A 22,628-nucleotide genomic window follows, 5' to 3' on the forward strand; every position below is an offset into this window, starting at 1 on the left:
CCCGCCATCAGCCCGCGGTCCAGCAGCTCCTGCGCCGTGTCGATGATTTCAACAGTGCCGAAACCGGGACCGGAGAGAACCTCCACAGCCTGCATGTTCAGCGTGCCGTCCGGATCATGGTCATTGTCCAGAATATGCAGATGGCTTGCCACCGGATCAAACCCGGTGGTCAGGCTGAAGCTGTCATCCGCCGCAACCGGCGCCGCATTGCCGACATCGATCTCTGCCGTCGCAAAACTGGTCGCCGCCCCCAGCTCGTCGGTGACGGTCAGCGAGACCGTGAACAGCCCCTCGCTGCTGTAGGTGCGGGAGGGCGCTGCCAGATCCGAAACCGTGCCGTCGCCAAAGTCCCAGGCATAGGTCAGCATATGGCCTTCGGCATCGCTCACATCCGCCTCAAAGGTCACCGTATGCGGTGCGGCGGCGGCGGTCTCCTCGCCCGGATCCAGCAGGATGCCGGCGCCGGAGGGGGCCGTGTTGGCGGGGCTTGTGTCCCCATTGCTGATCGTCAGGGAAATCGGGGCGGCATCTGTGCTGACACCGTCGCCGATTTCATAACCGATGGAGACGGTCGCGCTGGCGCCCGCCGCCAGGCCTGCGAACTGGCCGTCGCGGTCCTTGAACTCAACGCTGCCGTCGCTGCTGATCCGGAACAGCCCGCCGCCATCCGACCAGGTCTTCAGCCGCCCGGACGAGTCAAAACTGCTCACCGTGACCGGCTGGCCATTGCCTTTGTAGCCCTGCAGAGCCTCCAGAGCGAGGCCGGCACCGCTGTCATTGGCAAAGATATTATAGGGCAGGGCGGCCCAGGAGCCGTCCGCAAGCTCTGCCAGATCAACCGAAAGCGTATCCCCAGCCGCATCCAGAGACGGGGTGCTGGACACCGTGATGGTTGCGGTGGCCGCATTCGACCATTTTCCCTCATTGTCCTGCACCCGGTAGGTGAAACTGTCGGTGCCCTCAAAACCCGGGTCATCCGGCACATATTCCGCATGCCCGTAGTGGCCCGCCATCAGCCCGCGGTCCAGCAGCTCCTGCGCCGTGTCGATGATTTCAACAGTGCCGAAACCGGGACCGGAGAGAACCTCCACAGCCTGCATGTTCAGCGTGCCGTCCGGATCATGGTCATTGTCCAGAATATGCAGATGGCTTGCCACCGGATCAAACCCGGTGGTCAGGCTGAAGCTGTCATCCGCCGCAACCGGCGCCGCATTGCCGACATCGATCTCTGCCGTCGCAAAACTGGTCGCCGCCCCCAGCTCGTCGGTGACGGTCAGCGAGACCGTGAACAGCCCCTCGCTGCTGTAGGTGCGGGAGGGCGCTGCCAGATCCGAAACCGTGCCGTCGCCAAAGTCCCAGGCATAGGTCAGCATATGGCCTTCGGCATCGCTCACATCCGCCTCAAAGGTCACCGTATGCGGTGCGGCGGCGGCGGTCTCCTCGCCCGGATCCAGCAGGATGCCGGCGCCGGAGGGGGCCGTGTTGGCGGGGCTTGTGTCCCCATTGCTGATCGTCAGGGAAATCGGGGCGGCATCTGTGCTGACACCGTCGCCGATTTCATAACCGATGGAGACGGTCGCGCTGGCGCCCGCCGCCAGGCCTGCGAACTGGCCGTCGCGGTCCTTGAACTCAACGCTGCCGTCGCTGCTGATCCGGAACAGCCCGCCGCCATCCGACCAGGTCTTCAGCCGCCCGGACGAGTCAAAACTGCTCACCGTGACCGGCTGGCCATTGCCTTTGTAGCCCTGCAGAGCCTCCAGAGCGAGGCCGGCACCGCTGTCATTGGCAAAGATATTATAGGGCAGGGCGGCCCAGGAGCCGTCCGCAAGCTCTGCCAGATCAACCGAAAGCGTATCCCCAGCCGCATCCAGAGACGGGGTGCCCTGCACAAAAACCGGCCGTATCGTGCTGTCGGTTTCCGGCACCACAAAGGTTCTGGATGTTGTGGTAATGGACGGGTCATCCTCCCAATGCGAGAAATCCCAGTTGTAGCCGCCGCTGATATAGGAGCTTTGCACGTCCAGGGAATGATTGAACCCGATGATATTATCGCGGACCTGATCGCCGCTATAGGCGATCCCATCCAGATAGAAGGTGAACCCTGCCACATCCGGCATGTCATAGGTCGTGATGCTTTCCTCGGGGTAGATCAGGACCGTCTCGGTGGTGGCCAGGCCTGAACTGTCGATCGCGGTCAGCGCAACCGAATAGCCCACCGTTTCAAAATAATCATGCCCGCTCGTCGGAATTTCGAATTGAATGCCGCCCGGTACATTTTCCGCCGCCGGCAATTCGGGGTGGAAATGCTCATTATGCGCCAGGTTGACCGACCAGAACACATCCGGCCCGGACAGGAGCCCGTCCTCGGCGTCGGTGGCGCTGCCAGTCAGGGTGAGAATATCGCCCGCCCGGAAAGTGGCCCCCGCCAGAGGGGTATCGATGGTGACAGCCGGCGCATTGCCGACCGTGATGGTCACCGGGTTGTAAACCGTTTGCGCCCCGTTGGAATCCGTGGCGATCAGCTCGACCGTGTACTGCCCTTCGGAGGTATAGGTATATGTCGGGTTCTGCTCGGTGGAGGTGGCTCCGTCGCCAATACCGTCACCATCAATGTCCGGGCCATCGCCGAACGACCAGACATAGGTGATGTCATCCCCGTCCGGATCAAATGCATCGGTTTCAAAAGTCACCGTATGCGGCGTCGTCAGGCTGGCCTCTTCGCCGGGATCGAGAATGATACCCTGTCCCGCCGGAGCCTGATTGCTGCTGCTGTATTCCAGCCGGTTCACCGCGCCTTCAAAGGTGAAGATATTTCCGGTCTGGAAGGTGGTGATGTAATAGAGGCTGCCATCCGGCGCTTCCGCAAAGGTCAGAACCTGCCCGCCGGCATTCTTGAAGTGGTTGTCGGACACGAACACCGGCTCACCGGAGGAATAATCGATCTCTAGGTAGCGGATCCAGTTGCGGACCCAGTCGCCATAGAAATAGACCCCCTGGAATTCGGACGGAAACGCCGTACCGCGGTAAACAACACCGCCGGAAACAGAAGACCCCGCATCGCCATAGCTGGGCAGCTGGTCCTGCCCGGGGGCCGAGGCATGCACATAACTGTAAATCGGGCTCCCCGGATCATCGGGATCCGGCAGATAGCCCTCATAATCCGGCCAGCCGTGATCGGCGCCGGGGGCGGCGATATGGATGTCTTCGGTGGCAAAACGCCCGTTGCCGCCGACCTCGCCGATCCACAGCGTGCCCGACACCTGATCATACTCAGCCCGGAACGGATTGCGCAGCCCGTGGCTGTAGATCGTGGTGACCACCCCTTCGGGATCGATCGCCAGATTTTCGGCACTGGTTGAAATCGCAGATTGGGTATGCACCCAAGGCGTATAATTCGCCGCCGCAGCCGGATCATAGTAGGGGTTGTCGGCGGGGATCGAGCCATCGGTCAGATTGATCCGGTGCACCTTACCATCGTCATGGGTCAGATCTTGCGCATTGGCCGCCTCGAACTCCTCGCCAATGCTAATGTACATCTTGTAAGGGCTGGGGTCCGATGCATCAATCGGCTCATAGGCAATGGCCATGCCGCCGCCCTGGTGGTCCGCCTCGGAATAGGTGTCAAACTCCCGCCACAGAACCGTCTGCGCGCTGATGTCGCCGGTGCTGGTGGCGCCACCACTGTTTTCCTGGTGCTGATAACGGGCCACAGTTGTGCGCTGTTCGGCCAAATCGGTGTAGAGCAGGTAGAAATAGCCATTCTCGTCGAAATTCGGATCGACCTCAATGTTCAGCAGCCCGGATTCCCGGGAATTCTCAACCTGGGCGCTGAGATCCATGTAGACGGATTTCGCACTGTTTGCGACGCTCGGGTCCTCAACCAGGATGACCTCACCGCTTTTTTGCACCACCAGCATGCGGCCATCCGGCAGGAAGGCCATATCTGTCGGCAGCGACAACCCGTTCACAACCTTAGTGTCGATAAAGCCGCCGACATCGCCCACAGGCGTGTCAAACACCGTATTGTCTTCGATGATCACCGTTCCCGCAGGCGGGTGCAGGTCATGGCCGGTTTCGGCATTGCCGGTTGCGTCCACAATATGGTCCGCATCCTCATCAAAGCGGTAATAGCGCTCAAGGCCGACAGGAACGCCGCCGCTCAAATCCAGTGTCTGGGCCGCATTGCCCAGGATCTCGGCGCCCGGCCGGGCCAGCGACCAGACCCGGACCTCATCCATACGGCCTTCCAGCGCCCCGGCGACGCTGGATGCCAAATCCGAAATCACAAAGGTGTCATTATAATTCTGGGTCAAAGAGTTGGCCTCATTGACGCCATTCACATAGAGCCGGACAACACCGCTTTCGCGCACCAGGGCAATGTGGTTCCACTCTCCGGCTTCAAGCGGCGACAGCCCGACCACGACATCGCCCCAATCCGCATCGTAAAGGCGTGGGATGCCATCAAAGAAATTGATGTCATTGCCGCCTGCGGATTGCGAGGACACCGCCCCGTCATTCTTGGCAATCTCCGATCCCGGTTCAAAGAAGATATTGAATTCAATTGTAAAATCGCCTGTCAGCGAGATATCCTGAATATCAACGCCGACATTGTCGGTTTGCAAAACATTATTCACAGCACCAAAGCCCTAGTAACCAGCCACCCACCAAACAGGTTCACACGCAGCCGCCGCGGCCAACGGCATTTCTTTGCTGCGCGCCCCTACAAAAGACACAAACAGCAGCGCTCCATGCATCCAGCAGGCACTGTGCTCGCCAAAGACGGTAGGGTAGCCTTGGGCAATGTCAAACCGCCGCTGCCGCAAACCTATCCCCTTGTGCTGAACCACCCCATGATGGCTCAAGGTCTCGATCTTGCGGCGTTCTCCCAGTGATAGTTGTGTGTAAACGGCTCCCATGCCATGATCTCCTATTAGATAACTCATTGTTTTCTAAAAGGAGTCGCACTTCAAAGTAGCGCGCACCCGGCTACACTTCAATATCATGTAATCATAGTTATGTTAATATTTTAGTTCAGAGCGTATCAATTCTGAGCCCTGAATCCTGTCTCACTCCGGTGGGCGTCCCCATTTTGACAAGGCTCCGCTGCAGATTTCACCCGGCTGTTTTCATGATAGCAGCTCATAGATCCCGTCGGTCACATCGGGGGCAAACAGTGCCCCCGCCGTGGCTGGTGCAGCAAAGCCTGCCGGGGCCTTCTGAGCAGGCCGCCCGATGCATGCGGACTGATTTGATCATACCAGTCCACGCAGAAACCCTGCGGATCAGATCACAGCAATTGCCCTCTGCCTCAGCCGGAGTGGCGCCAGGGGCTGCACGGGATTGCGCAGCAGCGCTATAGATGGGATCAACACCCAGGCAGCGGCAGACAAGACAAGAGGCCCGTAAGGATGCAGATAGAAGAGACAGGATTGCCGGGGTTGAAAGTGCTGACCCCGGCGCGGTTCGGCGATGCGCGCGGGTTCTTCAGCGAAAGCTGGAACCGGCGGCGGATGCAGGAGGCCGGGATCGATCTGGAGTTCGTGCAGGACAATCATTCGCTGTCGCGCGAGACCGGCACCCTGCGGGGGCTGCATTTCCAGGCGCCTCCCCACGCCCAGGACAAACTGGTGCGCTGTGGTCAGGGCGTGCTGTTTGATGTGGCGGTGGATATCCGCAAGGGATCGCCGGCTTACGGCAAATGGTTCGGCATTGAGCTGAGCGCAGAAAACGGACGTCAGCTCCTGGTGCCCAAAGGCTTTCTGCATGGCTTCGTCACACGGGTGCCGGACACCGAGGTGATCTATAAATGCACCGATTACTACGCGCCCGACTGTGATGGCGCGGTGGCCTGGGACAGCTGCGCCATTGACTGGGGGTTTGACGGCGCCCCGATGCTGTCAGAAAAGGACGCCGCGGCGCCCGCGCTGGCGGATTTCGACAGCCCGTTTATGTGGGAAGGATAAGAGATGAAACTGCGCGCAGCCGGAGGTGCGGCATGAAACTATTGGTGACCGGCGGCGCCGGCTTTATCGGGTCCGCAGTGGTGCGGCTGGCCATCGCCCGCGGCTATCAGGTGGTGAACCTTGATGCGCTGACCTATGCTGCCTGCCTAAAGAATGTGGCAGAAGCGGCGGCAAGCCCCAACTATGCATTCGAGCAGTGCGATATCCGCGACCGCGCCGCATTAGACACTGTTTTTGAACGCCACCGCCCGGATGCGGTGATGCATCTGGCCGCCGAGAGCCATGTGGACCGCTCCATCGACGGGCCGGGCGATTTCATCGAGACCAATATCACCGGCACCTATCAGATGCTGGAGGCGGCGCGGAAATACTGGGAACAGGCAGGCAAGCCCGACGGCTTCCGGTTCCACCATATCTCAACGGATGAGGTGTACGGTTCTCTGCCTGCCGACCCCGCCGTGCAGTTCACCGAAGACACGTCCTATGATCCGCGCTCGCCCTATTCCGCCAGCAAGGCCGCCAGCGACCATCTGGTGCGCGCCTGGGCAGAGACCTACGGGCTGCCGGTGGTGCTGACCAATTGCTCCAACAACTACGGGCCATATCATTTCCCGGAGAAGCTCATTCCGGTGGTGATCCTGAATGCGCTGGCGGGCAAGCCGCTGCCGATCTACGGCGACGGCTCCAATGTGCGTGACTGGCTGTATGTGGAGGACCACGCCGATGCGCTCTTGTTGGTGATGCAAAAAGGCGCGCTGGGGCGGTCCTATAATATCGGCGGCGAGAATGAGCGCAGCAATCTGGAGCTGGTGGAAACGCTCTGCGCCATTCTGGACGGCAAGCGGCCCCGTGCGGACGGCAAATCCTACAAGGAGCAGATCACATTCGTGACGGACCGGCCAGGCCATGATGCGCGTTACGCGATTGATCCCTCCCGCATCCGCGACGAGCTGGGCTGGCGCCCCTCGGTGACGGTGGAGGAAGGGCTGGAGAAAACCGTGCAGTGGTATCTGGACAACGAGAGCTGGTGGCGGGCTTTGCAGGGCCGCGACGGTGTTGGCCAGCGGCTCGGGACTGGGAAGTGAAGGCTTTCCGGCTGGAAAGCCTGCCCCCCTCTCGGCGGCAAAGCTGCCTGCCGGGCAGCGGGACGGGGATATTTCCGGCCAGAAGAAAACCCAGCCCGTTGCCCGGACGCCATGAGCCGGTGTCGGGCAGGGGGGTCCCATGCTGACTGCGCATCTGCCCTCAGGTTATGTGCTGGCGCAGCTGACGCCTGAAGGCCGCTGGCTGATGCCTGCTGCCCTGATTGGTGCGGTGCTGCCGGATTTCGACATGCTGTGGTTCTACTTTGTGGACCAGAGCAGCATCCATCATCACCGCTACTGGGTGCATGTGCCGGTCTTCTGGGTCGCGGTTGCGGCTCTGATCCTGCCGGTTCTGGCTTTGCGGGCCCGCGCCCTGCTGGCCCCGGCGCTGGTGCTCTTTGCCGCCCTCTTCCTGCATATGGTGCTGGACAGCATCGGCGGCGGCATCCTGTGGGGCGCACCATTCGATGACCATCTCTATACGCTGGTGGAGGTACCTGCGAGCCAGCCCCATTGGGTGCTGTCGTTCCTGCTGCACTGGACCTTTCTGCTGGAACTGGGCATCTGGGCTTTAGCCTTGTATCTGTGGCGCAAAGGGAGGCCTGCATGATCCTTGTTTTTGGCAAAACCGGCCAGCTGGCCCGCGAACTGGCGGCGCATGAAAATGCCGCCTGCCTGGGCCGCGGTCAGGCGGATCTGTCGGACCCGGCGGCCTGCGTTGCGGCCATCCGCGCCCATGCGCCGGCTGGTGTGATCAATGCCGCCGCCTACACGGCCGTCGACACGGCCGAAAGCGAAGAGGCGCTGGCCGATACGGTCAACGCTGCCACCCCTGGTGCGATGGCGGTGGCCTGCGCGGAGATGGGCATTCCCTTTGTCACCGTCTCCACCGATTACGTCTTTGACGGCAGCGGCACCGCGCCCTGGCAGCCGGGTGATGCCCCCGCGCCGGTGAACGCCTATGGGCGTTCCAAGCTCAAGGGTGAAGAGGCCGTGCGCGCGGCGGGCGGCAGTTATGCTGTCTTACGCACCTCCTGGGTGGTGTCGGCCCATGGCAGCAACTTCGTCAAGACCATGCTTCGCCTCGGGAAAGAGCGGGACCGGCTGACCATCGTTGCCGACCAGATCGGAGCGCCGACCCCGGCCCGGGATATTGCGGCGGCCTGTCTTGCGATGGCGCGACAGCTGGCGGAAGACCCCGGCAAATCCGGCACCTATCATCTGCAAGGCGCGCCCCAGACCAGTTGGGCGGATTTCGCCCGCGAGATCTTTGCCCGCGCCGGCGTCACTTGCGACGTGGCGGATATTCCGACTTCGGCCTATCCCACACCAGCGGTGCGACCCCTGAACTCACGGCTCGATTGTGCCGCGTTAGACACTGTTTTTGGCATCCCGCAGCCGGACTGGCGGGTGGGTTTGAATGATATTCTGAAGGATTTGGGAGAATTGGCATGACCAATGGCAAGCCCGGCTCGGGTCGAAAAGGCATCATCCTGGCAGGCGGCTCCGGCACCCGGCTCTATCCGATCACCATGGCGGTCTCCAAACAGCTGCTGCCGCTCTATGACAAGCCGATGATCTACTACCCGCTGTCGGTTCTGATGCTGGCGGGCATCCGCGAGATCTGCGTGATCACCACGCCGCAGGATCAGGAGCAGTTCATCCGCCTCTTGGGGGATGGCAGCCAGTGGGGGGTGGCGCTGACTTATGTGGTGCAGCCCAGCCCCGACGGTCTTGCGCAGGCCTTCATCCTGGCCGAGGAATTTCTGGCCGGCGCCCCTTCGGCGCTGGTGCTGGGCGACAACATCTTCTTTGGTCACGGGTTGCCGAAACTCTTGGCAGCAGCGGATGTGCAAGAGACCGGCGGCACCGTCTTTGGCTATCACGTGGCCGATCCGGAGCGCTATGGCGTGGTGGGTTTTGATGCGGATGGCAAGGCCCGCGAAATCATCGAAAAGCCTGCCGTTCCGCCCTCGAACTACGCGGTCACGGGGCTGTATTTCCTGGATGGCACCGCGCCAGAGCGCGCGCGCGCGGTGCAGCCCAGCCCCCGCGGCGAGCTGGAAATCACCGATCTGTTGCAGAGCTACCTGAACGAAGGGGAGTTGCGGGTCGAAACCATGGGCCGCGGCTATGCCTGGCTGGATACCGGCACCCATGGGTCTTTGCTGGATGCGGGCAATTTCGTGCGCACCCTGCAGGAGCGCCAGGGCCTGCAGACCGGCTGCCCGGAAGAGATTGCATTCGAGCAGGGCTGGATCAATGAGGCCGGGCTGAAGGCGCGGGCAGAGAAATTCGCCAAGAACGCCTATGGCGCCTATCTGGAAGGGTTGCTGAAGTAGGGGCGGCCTGTTTCACCGGGCGCGCCGCCCGTCAGAACAGAAAGTCATCCGCATCCAGCCGCCCCGGGGCCAGATCCTCCAGAAAGACCTTGCCCGACCCGGTTTTGATCAGTGTGCCGCCACTCTGGCCGCTGATCTCCAGATCGGCAAACCGGTCCGCCGCCGCCGCCTCCAGGTCGATCAGGTCGCGGCCTGGGCGGAAATCCGCAATACTGTCGCGCCCATGGCTGCGGGCAAAGACAAAAACATCCTCGCCGCCGCCGCCTTTCAGGCTGTCGCGACCGCTGCCGCCCTCCAGCGTATCGCTGCCGCCGCTGCCGGACAGCAGATCCTTGCCGCTCTGGCCCTTCAGGCGGTCCTGGCCGCTGCCCCCCTTGAGACTGTCGCCGCCGCCGCCGCCGGACAACCGGTCAGCACCGCTGCCGCCCTTCAGGACGTCATCGCCTCCCTGGCCTTTCAGGCTGTCGCGGCCGCTGCCGCCCTCCAGCGTATCGCTGCCGGTGCCGCCCGACAGCAGATCATTGCCAGTGCCGCCCTTCAGGCTGTCGGCACCGCTGCCGCCCTTGAGCCTGTCGCCGCCGTCGCCGCCGTTCAAGCTGTCGCCGCCGCTGCCACCCTCCAGCGTGTCGCTGCCGGTGCCGCCCAACAGCAGATCATTGCCAGTGCCGCCCTCCAGGCTGTCGGCACCGCTGCCACCCGCCAGCCGGTCATTGCCGCCGCCGCCGGACAGCTGGTCATCGCCACCGGTTCCCTCCAGCCGGTCCGCGCCACTGCTGCCATAGAAACTGCCGCCCGGCAGCCTTTCCCCCGTTCCCTGACGCTCCGGAAAGGCAAAGCGCAGATCCGGCCCGAAGACATCCTCCAGCTCCAGCGGCACTCCGTCGGCGCTGGTCAGCACCATGGTGGTCTCCCCCGCCTGCAGCACCATGCCGGTACTGCGGCTGCCCGCCTCCAGCTGGACAGCGCTGTAAAGCCCTTCGAACAACGACAGGTCCAGCCGGTCCTCGCCGGGGGTGAAGTCGCGCACCGTCACCCGTTCCGCCGCCGGGTTGATAACAAAGGCATCGGCGCCGGCGCCGCCCTCCAGCCTGCCGCCGCCCGCGCCCGAAACCAGCACGTCATCGCCGGCATGGCCGTAAAGATCCGCCGCCCCGGCGCCGCCTTCCAGCACGTCATTTGCAGCGCTGCCCTCAAGCCGCGCATCACCCGCAGCGGCCTGGCGCACAACGCCCAGCTCTGCCAGCGGCAGGGTGAAGCGGCTGATGCCGCCCTCCGCGCCCGAAGCCGCAAAAACCTGCAGCTGGCCGCCGACCACCACCGCCTCCAGCGCGGTGACATTCTGCAGCCCGAGGCCGGGCATATGCTCCAGGCTCTGCACATGGATCAGCACCCCGCCCGCGGTCAGGGTGAACAGGCTGAGGCCGCCGTCATTGCCCGCCGCCAACACCAGAAGATGCTCCCCCGCCTGCACCGTCTCCAGCGCCGACACCCCGCCGAAACGGGTCATTGCGGTGTCATGCAGCTGCGCCCGGAATTGCAGGCCGCCCGCCGCATCCACCTGCACCAGCGTCAGCGAACTGCTGCCAGCAGCCCCCAGCAGCGCCCAGGCGGTGCCGTCCATCTCAAACCCTTCCAGCGCAGTGATGCCAGAGACCGAAAGCCCCTGCTCCGGCCCTAGCACCACGCTAGGGGTGAGCGCCCCGGTGGTCTCATCCACATTGTATCCGCGCAAGCCCCCGGCCTCTGCCGCCAGCAGCACCGGGCCACCCGCTGTCTCAACTGTGGCCAGCAGTGCCGCAGGCTCCAGACTGTAGGATGCGCTGCCGCCGCCCAGACCGGTCCGGGCCTGCACCGCCCCATCCGCATCCAGCCGCCAGCCCTGCAGGGCGCCACCGGACTGCCCCACCGCATAGACCGCTGACTTGCCGCCCGTCAGCTGCAGCACTGCCACCGCCCCCAGGCCGCCCGCATCGGCGCCCGTCAGGCTGTCCTGCTGCCGACTGCCCGGGCTGCCACCGCTGCCCAGGGCATAATAGCCGAGACCGCCGCTGGTCCCCTCCTGCACGAGCCGCAGCTCCCCGCCGGTCTCCGACAGCTCAAAATTGCCGGTGCGCAAGGACGCCTGGCTGTGCAGCTGCTGGCCTGCCAGCTGCGGCCCGCCGCCATTGCCGGGCAACTGCCAGCGGCTGATCCCGCCATTCAGGCCATTGATGGCATAAAGCGTGGCCTGGCCGTTCTGCACCGCGACCTCCAGATCGCGCAGATCGGTGCCGAAAATCATGTCATCCGTGCCGAACCTTGTGCTGAATGCCAGTGCCATTGTGCCGCTCCCATGCGCCGCTGAACCCAGGAGCGAACCTGGCGGGCAGGCGCGGCGCAAAGCGGGAGGCAAATCGGGCAAAACCGGGAATATTGTTGACAGATTGACGACAATTGATCGAACAGATAGGGGTCAAGAAGGGAACAGATTAGGATCACAGGTGCAGGCCGCGGCGGTGTTGCGCACCCTGCGTACGCCCCGTTAGCGCCGTTTTGACGCGGTTCTGGCACTGTGGGCGGCACCCCGTTTGCCATCCCGTTTCTCATGCCGGAGCCCCGCCCATGACCCAGGCCTCGCCGATCCTCGCCCTGCCCTATCTGATGCCTGCCCAGGCGCAGAAACATGTGACCCATAACGAAGCGCTGCAAATGCTGGATGCGCTGGTGCAGCTTCGCGTTGAAGGGTTTGATGCGGTGACACCCCCCACCAGCCCCGCCCTGGGCGAGACCCATGCGCTGGCCGCCAGCCCTGCGGGCGCCTGGGCCGGCCACCCCCATGCCCTGGCCGTCTGGCAGGGCGAAGGCTGGCTGTTCCTCGCCCCCCTGCCCGGCTGGCGCGCCTGGAGCATTGCGGAACAGGAACTCAGGGTCTGGGACGGCAGCAGCTGGATCCTGCCACCCGCCGACACCCAGAACCTCGCCCGTCTCGGCGTCGGCACCACGGCCGATGCCGCCAACCCGCTGGCGGTTTCCGGCCCGGCCACGCTGCTCAGCCATGCAGGGGCCGGCCATCAGCTCAAGATCAACAAATCCGCCAGCGCTGAGACCGCCTCGCTGCTGTTCCAGTCGAACTGGAGCGGCCGCGCCGAGATGGGGCTGGCGGGCAGCAATGACTTCGCAGTGAAACTCTCCGCGAACGGCAGCAGCTGGTCCACCGCTCTGGCGCTGACGCCTGCGGGCCGCGCCGGGTTTGGCACCGCCAGCCCGGCGGCGCATCTGGAGATCCAGGGCAGCAGCGATGATTACCTGCTGGCAGGCGATGGCGGCAGCCCGGACTTCCGGCTGGGCGCGGACGGCAACGGGGCTTGCGCCGGCGCCTGGACCGGCGGCGGCGCGGATTATGCCGAGTGGTTCGAATGGGCCGACGGCAATCCGGACGATGAAGACCGCCGCGGGGTCTCGGTGGTGCTGGAAGGGGAGAAAATCCGCCTAGCACGGCCCGGAGAAGAGCCGATCGGCGTGATCAGCGCCAATCCGGCCGTGGTCGGCGACGGCGACATGGATGACTGGAAGCACCGCTGGCTACGCGACGCATACGGCGCAATGCGGCGCGATGCGGCGGGCCGCCCGCAGGAAAACCCCGCCTATGATGCGTCCCGGCCGTATGTGCCGCGCAGCCGCCGCCCGGAATGGGCGCTGGTCGGACTGTTGGGCAAGCTGCGCCTGCGCCAGGGCCAGCCCACAGCCCCGGGCTGGATCCGGATGCGGCAGATCTCCGCAGAGACCGCAGAGCTGGAGGAATGGCTGGTGCGGTAAGTCTCTGCACCACGCGCCTGCACCCGGCGGGCAGCATCCACCTGGGCCTTACCCTTTGGCGCCCTGGCCGCGGGCATAGATGTCGTCGTAGCGGATGATGTCATCCTCGCCCAGGTAGCTGCCGGTCTGCACCTCGATCAGCACCATCGGTACCTTGCCCGGGTTCTCCATCCGGTGCACCGCGCCCAGCGGGATATAGACCGACTGGTTTTCGCTCACCAGCTGCTCGGTACCATCCACTGTGACCTTGGCCGTGCCTTCCACAACGATCCAGTGCTCTGCCCGGTGGTGATGGCTTTGCAGGCTCAGCGCCGCGCCGGGATGCACATGAATGCGCTTGACCTGAAACCGGTCCCCCACCGCCAGGCTCTCGAACCAGCCCCAGGGGCGGTGGTCCTTGGGGAATTCCGTGGCCTGACGGGCCTGTTTGCCTTTCAGCGCCGCCACAGCCTGTTTCACATCCTGCGCCCGGTCCGCCGCCGCCACCAGCACCGCATCAGGCATTGCCACCGCGATCACGTCTTTCAGCCCGATGCCGACCAGCTCCAGCCCGTCGCCTTCGGACCGCAACAGGCTGTCTGCGCAGTCAATCGCCGTTGCCGGTCCGGACGTCACCACGCCAGCCGCATCCGGCCCCGCCTCACGCCAGACCGCATCCCAACCGCCCAGGTCGGACCAGCCGCCCGCATAAGGCACCACCGACAGGTTGTCCGCCCGCTCCATCACCGCATAGTCGATCGAGATATCCCCGGCCCCTGCCCAGGCCGCAGGATCGAGCCGCAGAAAGCCCAAATCAGGCTGGCCCTGGTCCACCGCCTGCTGCACCGGCGCCAGCAGCTCGGGCGCATGCTGGCGGAAGGCCGCCAGAATGGTTTTCACCGAGAACAGGAAAATGCCTGCGTTCCACAGATACTGCCCCGAGGCCAGCATCTGCGCCGCCTTGGCCGCATCCGGTTTTTCCACAAAGCGTTTCAGCCCGATGGGGCGCGGCGTGAAATCGCCCGGGTCCCCGGACAGCTCGAGATAGCCATAGCCGGTCTCGGCCCGCTCAGGTTTGATACCGAAGGTGACCAGCTGGCCTGCCTGCGCCGCCTGCAGTCCGGCTGCCGCCGCCGCGCGGAACGCATCCGCATCCGGCACCACGTGATCCGACGGCGCCACCAGCATCAACCCTTCGGGATCGCTTTTTTCCAGCCACAGCGCCGCCGCCAGCACCGCAGGCGCAGTGTTGCGCCCTTCAGGCTCGATCAAGATGGCACCGGGATCGATGCCCGCGCCTGCCAGCTGTTCGGTCACGATAAAGCGGAAATCGGAATTGGTCAGCACCAGCGGGCTGGCAAAACCGTCGCCTGACAGCCGCCGCGCCGAGGCCTGAAACAGCGTTTCCTCACCCGTCAGCGGCACGAACTGCTTAGGGTAGCTTTTGCGCGACAAAGGCCACAGGCGGGTGCCAGAGCCGCCGCACAGAAGAACCGGATATATCATGATGCTGCCTTGCCTCCCCGCAGAATCCGGACCGTGAAATCTCCGGCCCCCCGTAGGTATAACCCGCCTGAAAGTTTCAGTGCGGTTGTTTTCACAATCTGCCGCTCCATAAAGGCCAGCGGCATGGCACGGTCCGGCCAGGGGCTCTCAAAGCGATGCAACCGGAAGCTCTCCCTCGCAAAACCGCATGAACTTGCCGCACCGTTCTTCCAAATAGGCCTGATCTGCCAGGCTGAACATTTCCTTGTAACGGCCCGAAACGCCCTTGTTGAAATTATAGACCCGCCGTTCCCCGGACAACAGGGCCTGCAGGGCGTCATTGGCCTCAAGCGCCTCCCGCCGGCAGTTCACCAGATCGCAAAGCACATCCAGCACAGACTGTGTTTCGCGGGTGATCTGCTCATAGGAAAATGGCACCCCCATAGCGGATTTCAGCCAAGGGATGGTGGCCCGCTCCAGCAGTCGCGCCATCACGTCAATGCCGTCACGATGAGAATGGATTGCAGAAAAAAACGGCTTGTTCTTGTCAGCCTCCCTGCGGGCACGCTCACCGGCTTCAAAAGCAGAGAGCGCTGCATCGCCTGGATGCCGGTAGGAAATCAGGACCCGGACATCGGGACGGCCAAGCGCCTCAGTATAACGGGGCTGAAATTCAGCATGCGTCTTGATCGACAGGTTTTCGCCCGGCTTCAGCCGGTCAGCCACTTTTGTCACATTGAAAAGATGATTGTCCCGCCAGAACACCCGGTGGCGTTCCAGCGGCCCGGTCAGAACCCGCTTGCGCAAAGCCTCTTGAGGCACACCCGAGGACTCACATACTGCCCTGGCAAGATGTGCCAGATAGGTGCTGGCAGACTTCTGCTGGCCATAAACGACGAGGATCATCCGGAAATGCCTTTACTGAAAATGGCTGCAGTTTAAAAATCACTCGGCCTTAAAATCACTTGGCCCGCAGATTATCCAGCCCCTGCGCCAGGAACCAGTCATAGGTGCCGCGCACCCCATCCTGCAGGCTGATCGAAGCCTGCCAGCCCAGCCGCGCCAGGCGCGTGACATCCATCAGCTTGCGCGGGGTGCCGTCGGGCTTGGACGGGTCGATCAGGATTTCGCCTTGAAACCCGGTGACCTCTGCCACCAGCTGCGCCAGCTCCAGGATCGACACATCCGCACCGCAGCCCACGTTGATATGGCTCAGCATCGCTTGCGTTTCGCGCCCATAGGCCTCCGGCCCCAGATCCATCACAAACAGCGAGGCCGCCGCCATGTCGTCCACATGCAGGAACTCGCGCCGCGGCGTGCCGGAGCCCCAGATGGTGACGCTCTGTGCGCCCGATTGCGCCGCCTCGTGGAAGCGGCGGATCAGGGCGGGCAGCACATGGGAGTTCTCGGGGTGGAAATTGTCGCCCGGCCCATAGAGATTGGTGGGCATCACCGAGCGGTAATCGACGCCGTACTGGCGGTTGTAGCTTTCGCACAGCTTGATGCCGGCGATCTTGGCAATGGCATAGGGCTCGTTGGTGGGCTCCAGCACACCTGTCAGCAGCGCATCCTCGGCCATCGGCTGATCTGCCAGCTTGGGGTAGATGCAGCTCGACCCCAGCTGCAGCAGTTTTTTCACCCCGGCCTCATAGGCGGCGTGGATGACGTTGCATTCGATCATCAGGTTTTCATAGATGAACTCAGCCGGGTAGCTGTTGTTGGCAACAATGCCGCCCACTTTGGCCGCCGCCAGGATAACCTGATCGGGCTGTTCCGCCTGCATGAAACCGCGCACCGCAGCCTGATCGATCAGATCCAGCTCGGCGCTGCTGCGGGTGATCAGCGTCAGATCCTCGCCTGCCGCCTGGCGCGCCTGCAATTGGCGCAGGATGGCGCCGCCCACCATGCCGCGGTGGCCGGCCACATAGATCCGGGGTCCAGTGCCTGCCATAACCTCAGCCCTCGACGCTGACCGGCAGATCCATGCCGTGCTCTTTCAACAGCGCATGGCGGCGCGCGGTTTTCAGATCTTCGGCCACCATCTCGGCGCACATGTCCTGGGTGGTGATTTCCGGCACCCAGCCCAGTTTTTCTTTGGCCTTGGTGGGGTCGCCCAACAGCGTTTCCACCTCTGCCGGGCGGAAGTAGCGCGGGTCGATCCGCATCACCACATCGCCGGGTTTCAGCGCCGGGGCGTGATCGCCCTCAACTGCCGCCACAGTGGCAATCTCATCGATGCCGCTGCCGGAAAACGCCAGGTCAATGCCCAGCTCGGCCGCCGACCACTGGATGAACTGGCGGACCGAATACTGCTTGCCGGTGGCGATCACGAAATCCTCAGGCGCATCCTGCTGCAGCATCATCCACTGCATCCGCACGTAATCCTTGGCATGGCCCCAATCGCGCAGTGCGTCGATGTTGCCCATATACAGGCAGGGCTCCAGCCCCTGTGCGATATTGGCCAGCCCGCGGGTGATCTTGCGGGTCACAAAGGTCTCGCCGCGGCGCGGGCTCTCGTGGTTGAACAGGATGCCGTTGCAGGCATACATGCCATAGGCCTCGCGGTAGTTCACGGTGATCCAGTAGGAATACAGCTTGGCCACCGCATAAGGGCTGCGCGGGTAGAACGGCGTCGTTTCGCGCTGCGGGGTTTCCTGCACCAGCCCATACAGCTCCGAGGTCGAGGCCTGATAAAAGCGGGTTTTCTTCTCCAGCCCGAGAAAACGGATCGCTTCCAGCAGGCGCAGAGTGCCCATGGCATCCACATCGGCGGTGTATTCCGGGCTCTCAAAGGAGACCGCCACATGGCTCTGCGCGCCCAGGTTATACACCTCGTCGGGCTGCACGTCCTGAATGATCCGGGTCAGGTTGGAACTGTCGCTCAGATCGCCGTAATGCAGCTTGAAGCGAGCCTGGTCCATATGCGGATCCTGATAGATATGGTCCACCCGCTGGGTGTTGAAAGAGGACGCCCGGCGCTTGATGCCATGCACCTCATAACCCTTCTCAAGAAGGAACTCCGCAAGATAGGAGCCATCCTGACCCGTAACGCCCGTGATAAGAGCTTTTTTCATAATATGCCCCGTTGCTGAAAGCCTCTGCGCCTGTTCCCGTGCTTAGGCCAGCGCGGCGGAAAAGACCAGCGGCGGGAACAGAGAAGAGTGGCGGCCTGCCCGGGCCCGGCTCAGCCTGCGTCCGGGCTTGCCGGACCTGCCACAGCGGCACCGGGCCAGGCGGCTCCTTGCGGGTCCGGATCATAGCCCAGCCGGGCGCAGAGACGACCATATGAGGGCGCTGTCTGCAGCTCTGCTGCAACTGTTTCAGGCACCGCCCGGCGCGGGCGGGCGGCAATGCTTGTGCCGCTGCGGCCGCTGTCTCCGGACAGGCTCTGAGCCGCCATCCGCTCTTGGAAACCGGCGCTGCCGGACAGCTCCAGCACCTGGCAGATCTGCGCCATGCCCGCTTCAGGTGCGGCCGTGAACGCCTCGTACTGCAGGATCGGGGTGTCGGCATAATGGTCCAGAAACAGATGGTAACGGCGGGCGTATTCCTCCAGCGTGCCAGGGGTAAAATGCACCCAGCTCTGGCGCAGCAGGCTCAGCCAGGAATCCAGCGGATGGCGCACTGTCACCAGGCTCAGCAAATGGTAGTCCGCCTGCAAAAGCTCTTTCATGGACGGCCGCTGCGGCAGGCCGCTGCCGCAGGCGTCTGTGGTGCAGAAATGGCTGTGGCTGTGATCGCGCAGCACCAGGTCGCCCCCCTCGAAGCGGGTTTCTGCCGCCAGCGCCGCCAGTCCGGCCTGAAAAATCCGCGCCAGCACCGCCTGCCCCGGAGGGCTGGACCCCGCCTTGGCCAAACTGATCAGGTCGCGCGGCGCAAAGGCGCCCTGATACCCCAGCGGGCTGAAAGGGTCGGCTTCGCTCAGCAGCCGGACGCACGGCAGCGCCGCAATGGATTTGGCAAACAGGGTGCCGCCAGTGCAGGCAAAATGATGCAGGCTGCGCAGCACCGGGCGCGCAGGCTGCGCCGCGGCAGCCCGGCACTCCGCCAGCAGCCGGGCCGCCGCGGGCGCCCGCATCCGGGCCGCCAGCCGGGCCGGATCCTCGGCCAGAAGCCGCTCAAGCTGCAGGCGGGCCGGCATGGCGTCACCCATGCCCTGCAATCCCGGCCAGGGCAGCCAGCTGCCGCAGCAGATCCTCCTGGGCCTCCTTTTCCTGCAGCACCGCACGGTAGCGCTGCTGCAGCTCTGCCAGATCCGAGGCACAGAGATCCAATTGCTGCTGCAGGTCTGCCTGTGCTGCGGCACGCGCCTGCGCCGCCTTATTGCGCCAGGCCACCGCATACGGGCGGTCCGGGTCCGCCGGCGCAGCCTCCAGCTGGCTGGCATAGCCCAGATCCTCCAGCCCGGCCTGCAGCGCCGCCATCCCCGATGCGCCCCGGTACAAGGGCTTGTGGCCTTCCTGCAGTCGCAGCACCTGGAAATGCTGCAGGCAGCCCGCCTGCTCCAGCGCCTGCAGCAGCGCCAGCGGCTGCGCCGCCGCCTCAATGACCAAAAGCCCCTGCTTTGGTTCGCCGCCCGCCTTGCCACGCTCTGCGGGCAGGCCACAGAGCGCCGCCAGATCCGCAACAGCCTGTGTCTGTGCCAAGTCTTCCTGTTGCACTTCCAGCCCGGGAAACAGCCGGAACAGCGTCTCTGCCGGCCCAGCCTGGCTGCTGAGATCCGGGAAATTGCAGCGGTAAAGCACCGCCGCGCCGCCGCCTGCCGAAACCGCGGCCCTGGCAGCCTGCACCGGTTTGAACCGCTGTGCCAGGGCCTGCAGTTCTGGCAGCGTTTCGGGATCCGTCCCGGCCAACACCACCGGCCCAAGCCCCGCCTGCACATAGCCTTCGGCGGCGCGGCTGCAACCGGCCCCGATATGCAGCACGAATTCCGCCGGGAACGAAAGAGAGAACGCAACCATGGTTCAGCGGGTTCCGCGCAGGAGGCGCCGGGCACTGCGCAGCGGCGCCATCAGGCGGAAGGAGCGCGACCCATAGAGCTGCTGCACCTGCGCCTTGAACCCGGCAGCAGCCTCTGCCTGGGTCGCGACCGCCTGCTCCAGCCCGGCAATCCTGTGCCCCGCCGCCTCCAGCGTTTCAGCCCTGGCCCGCAGCCGACCCTGGGCCATCTGTGTCTCTGCCTGCAGCCGGGCGCACCTGTCGCCAGCCTGTTCCAGCTGCTGCTCCAATTGCAGCTTTTCCCGGTACAGCGCTTCCATCTGCGCATACATACTGCGCTGCTGCTCCCGCAAAAGAGCACATTCTTCAGCCATCTCCCGACCATCCAGGAAAAGCGTCAGCGCCGTATCCGGATCCGCCTCCCCTGGTCCAACCCGTACCGAGGCCGCAAATTGCCCCGCCAGGCGGCTCAGAGCCGCATCCGCCTGCAGCCTGGCAGCGGCCAGCGCCAGCATCACCGCATCAGGGGCGGGGGCTGCAGCCTCCTGCAGGCGGCTCTGCGCCGCCGTGCTTGCCGCCAGGCCGCAGCAGGCCAGCACCGCATCCGGGGCGTGCCGGGCCGCCGTGTCATCCAGCAGCAGCACCCGCTGGCGGTCCTGCATCTGCAGGGCCAGCACCGTTTCAATTTCCTGTCCGGCAGCCTCCAGCGCCGCCGCCGGCCCCAGACCGTCCTGCAGCGCCCGGCAAACGGCCCCGGCCGGCGCGCGCGCCAGCAGCACAACCGCCTGCCCCTGCTCCGGCAGGGCCGCAGGCAGGGTCTCAAGCAGGGTAACGGAATACTGCCCCTGCAAACCAGCCTGCAGAGCCGCGCCCAGCGGCGCATGCGCCGCCCATACCAGCACCCCCCGGCCGGCTCCAGCCGCTTCCAAGGGGGCCGCCTCTGCCTTGTCGCCTGCCATATGATGGTTCCTCAACCGTCTTGCCGCTGCACCGGCATCTTTGCAACTTACTGTCCGCAACGGCGCCTGTCAGGCGCCATCCGCACCGGCAACCTTTTACGTGCGCGCACCGCCCAATAGCAAGACAGCACCCGGCCTGTCGTGCAGCCCGCCCCAAGGCACAGCCCCATTGGTCCCCATTAGGGGAGGACATCCCGGCGCCAGGCTGCTATGGGCAGATGCAGCAACCGCCCTATTGCGGCCCCAGGCAGACGCAGCACATGATACGGATCTTCAAAGCTGGCGCGCATATCCGCCGTTCTCCGCTCAGCTACCCGGCGCTGGCGCCGCTGTTTGACAGCCATATCGAGGAGGCTGCGACCCCCGACAGCGCCGATCTGTATGTTTTCTCCCATATCCTGGACATCGAAAACGCGCCCCGGGAACTGGTGGAGGACTGGCGCCAGCGCCGCCGCCCCATCGTGCTGCTCTCTGAAGAGCCGTTCTGGGACACGCTGTGGGGCCGCCAGCCGCTGGCCCGCCACCGTCTGGCGGACAGTCCCTGGGGGCGGCTGCCGGTACATCAGCTGACCCATCACAGCAGCACCGTCTTCCGCTTTGAACGGATCCCCTACTACCTTTTGACGAATCACCGTTTCGCCAATGCCTATGCGGCCAAATTCGCCCGCAATGCCCGCCAGACCCCGGCCGGCTGGCGCCGCGCCTTCCTGCAGCGGCGCAGCGATCTGGCCTTTCTGTTCGAACGGCGGGAGGGTGCGCATCATTCGCTGCGCTGGCCCGAAGGCGATACCGTCGGCCTGTGCCACTGGCGCACCCAGATCGCCGAAACCTGCCGCCGGGGCCGCGTCGAGCGGCTGGGCCGCAGCTGGCAACCAGAGCGCCCGGCGCGCGGCCAGCTGGCCGACTGGCATCTGGACAAGCTCGCCCTGCTGGACGGGCACGCCCGGGCGATCGGCGCCATTGAGAACACCCACCAGCCCAATTACATCACCGAGAAACTGTTCGACGCCTTCGCCTGCGGCGCGCTCCCTGCCTATACCGCCAGCCCGCGCCACCGGATCCATGATCTGGGGCTGACAACGGACAGCTGGCTCAACCTGCACGGGCTCTCTGCCGCCCAGGCAGCGGCCCGGCTCGACGGGCTGGACTGGGGCAATGCTGCCTGGCTGGAGCGCACCTGCGAAGCCTATGCCTGCGCCCAGCAGGCACTGTCGGCGCTTTTGGGCAATCCGCGCAACTGGCTGCGGGAACGGGCACGCCTGCAGGCGGCGCTGCTGGCAGAATTCCGCAGCATTCTGGATCAGGGCCATACTGCCTGGCCGGATCTCTCTGCCGCCTAACCGGGGGGCGGCGGCAGCCCGGGCACAGTCTTACAGCATCAGCAGCGGCTCGATCTGCAGGCCGTCGGCCTGCAGCCTGTCATCCAGAACAAACAGATTCAGCTCGCAGGCTCCGGCCCTGGCCGCCAGCTCCGGGTCCGAGGGCACATGCAGCAGCACTTCCCGTCGGCCTGGTGGCAGCAAGTCCGGCGCCGGCGTTTGGATGTCGCGAAAGCCGCCCTCGGGCAGGAAGAACCGCAACGCCAGCCGACAGGAGATCACCCCGCTGCTGTGCAGCGCCAGACGCAGCCCCACATAGCGCGCCTGCTTCAGCTCCTCTGCCTGCATCCGCATCCCCAGGCAGGCCCAGCCGCCGCTGTCCCCCTCGGTAACCTCAAATACCATCCCGCCGCCGCTGCGGCCCAGCTTCATCCGGGTCCGGCCAGCCGGATCGCAGGACAGCCACAGCCCGTCACCCAGATCCAGATGCCCGGCCAGGACCTCCTGCGCCTCTCCCTCTGCCAGGGCGGCAATCTGATCACGCAGCGAAGACAGCGCAGACAGCGCGGCAGGGGAATCCGAAAGGGTCACGGGGCAGGTCCTTATCTCAATATGCGGCGGCCAGCTTCCCGGAAAATGCAGGTGGATGCAAGCCGACCCGCGGCCGCTCCCGCATCCAGCCCCGGTTGAGAACTGCGGAACAGGCTGCTACAGGCGGTACTGCCGCCGCGGTTGCGCGGCGAATGCCAGCCTGGACGGATTT

The 22,628-nt window shown here is 64.5% G+C and carries 18 protein-coding genes; 7 read left to right on the forward strand and 11 right to left on the reverse strand.

The window, feature by feature from the left end:
• Together ACP151_RS15325 and ACP151_RS15330 are read right to left on the reverse strand one after the other, a co-directional pair.
• Nucleotides 1-4,634, reverse strand: a 4,634-nt coding sequence (locus ACP151_RS15325; RefSeq protein ID WP_424979773.1) for a PKD domain-containing protein, incomplete at its 3' end; no start/stop codon positions are given.
• Between the two features lie 12 nt (nt 4,635-4,646).
• The gene (locus ACP151_RS15330) at nt 4,647-4,916 is read right to left on the reverse strand and encodes a hypothetical protein (protein ID WP_424979774.1); all 270 of its coding nucleotides are present in this window, start codon (nt 4,914-4,916) and stop codon (nt 4,647-4,649) included.
• A 492-nt stretch (nt 4,917-5,408) separates the two neighbouring features.
• Between ACP151_RS15330 and rfbC the strand changes: the two genes are divergently transcribed.
• The 5 genes from rfbC (at nt 5,409) to rfbA (ending at nt 9,390) form a co-directional block, all read left to right on the forward strand.
• A complete protein-coding gene (gene rfbC / locus ACP151_RS15335) occupies nt 5,409-5,963 on the forward strand; it encodes a dTDP-4-dehydrorhamnose 3,5-epimerase (protein ID WP_424979775.1) in 555 nt (184 codons plus the stop codon).
• 32 nt (nt 5,964-5,995) lie between these two features.
• Nucleotides 5,996-7,048, forward strand: a complete 1,053-nt coding sequence (gene rfbB, locus ACP151_RS15340; RefSeq protein WP_424979776.1) for a dTDP-glucose 4,6-dehydratase — start codon at nt 5,996-5,998, stop codon at nt 7,046-7,048.
• A gap of 139 nt (nt 7,049-7,187) precedes the next feature.
• Complete coding sequence (locus ACP151_RS15345; protein WP_424979777.1) at nt 7,188-7,658, forward strand: metal-dependent hydrolase; 471 nt, start codon at nt 7,188-7,190, stop codon at nt 7,656-7,658.
• Nucleotides 7,655-8,503 carry a dTDP-4-dehydrorhamnose reductase gene (gene rfbD / locus ACP151_RS15350; RefSeq protein WP_424979778.1) on the forward strand — a complete coding sequence of 283 codons (849 nt, stop codon included), beginning with the start codon at nt 7,655-7,657 and terminating at the stop codon, nt 8,501-8,503. The genes ACP151_RS15345 and rfbD overlap by 4 nt, the downstream gene beginning before the upstream one ends.
• Nucleotides 8,500-9,390 carry a glucose-1-phosphate thymidylyltransferase RfbA gene (gene rfbA / locus ACP151_RS15355; RefSeq protein WP_424979779.1) on the forward strand — a complete coding sequence of 297 codons (891 nt, stop codon included), beginning with the start codon at nt 8,500-8,502 and terminating at the stop codon, nt 9,388-9,390. Before rfbD ends, rfbA begins: the two co-directional genes overlap by 4 nt.
• Nucleotides 9,391-9,421: 31 nt before the next feature.
• Here rfbA and ACP151_RS15360 read toward each other — a convergent pair whose 3' ends face one another.
• Nucleotides 9,422-11,710 (reverse strand): calcium-binding protein, encoded by a 2,289-nt coding sequence (locus ACP151_RS15360; RefSeq protein WP_424979780.1) that lies wholly within the window; start codon nt 11,708-11,710, stop codon nt 9,422-9,424.
• A gap of 281 nt (nt 11,711-11,991) precedes the next feature.
• Here ACP151_RS15360 and ACP151_RS15365 point away from each other — a divergent pair, with 281 nt between their 5' ends.
• Complete coding sequence (locus ACP151_RS15365) at nt 11,992-13,185, forward strand: peptidase G2 autoproteolytic cleavage domain-containing protein (RefSeq protein ID WP_424979781.1); 1,194 nt, start codon at nt 11,992-11,994, stop codon at nt 13,183-13,185.
• 48 nt (nt 13,186-13,233) lie between these two features.
• Here ACP151_RS15365 and ACP151_RS15370 read toward each other — a convergent pair whose 3' ends face one another.
• From ACP151_RS15370 to ACP151_RS15400, 7 genes are all read right to left on the reverse strand, one after another.
• A complete protein-coding gene (locus tag ACP151_RS15370; protein WP_424979782.1) occupies nt 13,234-14,670 on the reverse strand; it encodes a mannose-1-phosphate guanylyltransferase/mannose-6-phosphate isomerase in 1,437 nt (478 codons plus the stop codon).
• 147 nt (nt 14,671-14,817) lie between these two features.
• Entirely contained in the window at nt 14,818-15,555 is a 738-nt protein-coding gene (locus ACP151_RS15375) for a hypothetical protein (protein ID WP_424979783.1), read from the reverse strand.
• Nucleotides 15,556-15,610: 55 nt separating this feature from the next.
• Entirely contained in the window at nt 15,611-16,600 is a 990-nt protein-coding gene (gene fcl / locus ACP151_RS15380) for a GDP-L-fucose synthase (RefSeq protein ID WP_424979784.1), read from the reverse strand.
• Between the two features lie 4 nt (nt 16,601-16,604).
• The gene (gene gmd / locus ACP151_RS15385; protein WP_424979785.1) at nt 16,605-17,723 is read right to left on the reverse strand and encodes a GDP-mannose 4,6-dehydratase; all 1,119 of its coding nucleotides are present in this window, start codon (nt 17,721-17,723) and stop codon (nt 16,605-16,607) included.
• Nucleotides 17,724-17,833: 110 nt separating this feature from the next.
• Nucleotides 17,834-18,802, reverse strand: a complete 969-nt coding sequence (locus ACP151_RS15390) for a hypothetical protein (RefSeq protein ID WP_424979786.1) — start codon at nt 18,800-18,802, stop codon at nt 17,834-17,836.
• Complete coding sequence (locus ACP151_RS15395; RefSeq protein ID WP_424979787.1) at nt 18,795-19,610, reverse strand: hypothetical protein; 816 nt, start codon at nt 19,608-19,610, stop codon at nt 18,795-18,797. The genes ACP151_RS15390 and ACP151_RS15395 overlap by 8 nt, the downstream gene beginning before the upstream one ends.
• A 3-nt stretch (nt 19,611-19,613) precedes the next feature.
• The gene (locus ACP151_RS15400) at nt 19,614-20,546 is read right to left on the reverse strand and encodes a hypothetical protein (RefSeq protein ID WP_424979788.1); all 933 of its coding nucleotides are present in this window, start codon (nt 20,544-20,546) and stop codon (nt 19,614-19,616) included.
• 260 nt (nt 20,547-20,806) lie between these two features.
• Here ACP151_RS15400 and ACP151_RS15405 point away from each other — a divergent pair, with 260 nt between their 5' ends.
• Nucleotides 20,807-21,886, forward strand: a complete 1,080-nt coding sequence (locus ACP151_RS15405; protein WP_424979789.1) for a hypothetical protein — start codon at nt 20,807-20,809, stop codon at nt 21,884-21,886.
• 30 nt (nt 21,887-21,916) lie between these two features.
• On the opposite strand, the gene ACP151_RS15410 is transcribed toward ACP151_RS15405, so the two are convergent.
• Nucleotides 21,917-22,456 carry a hypothetical protein gene (locus ACP151_RS15410; protein WP_424979790.1) on the reverse strand — a complete coding sequence of 180 codons (540 nt, stop codon included), beginning with the start codon at nt 22,454-22,456 and terminating at the stop codon, nt 21,917-21,919.
• Between the last annotated feature and the right edge of the window lie 172 nt (nt 22,457-22,628).

The organism is Leisingera sp. S232 (assembly GCF_049800895.1).
In the GTDB taxonomy this organism is placed as follows: Bacteria; Pseudomonadota; Alphaproteobacteria; order Rhodobacterales; family Rhodobacteraceae; genus Leisingera.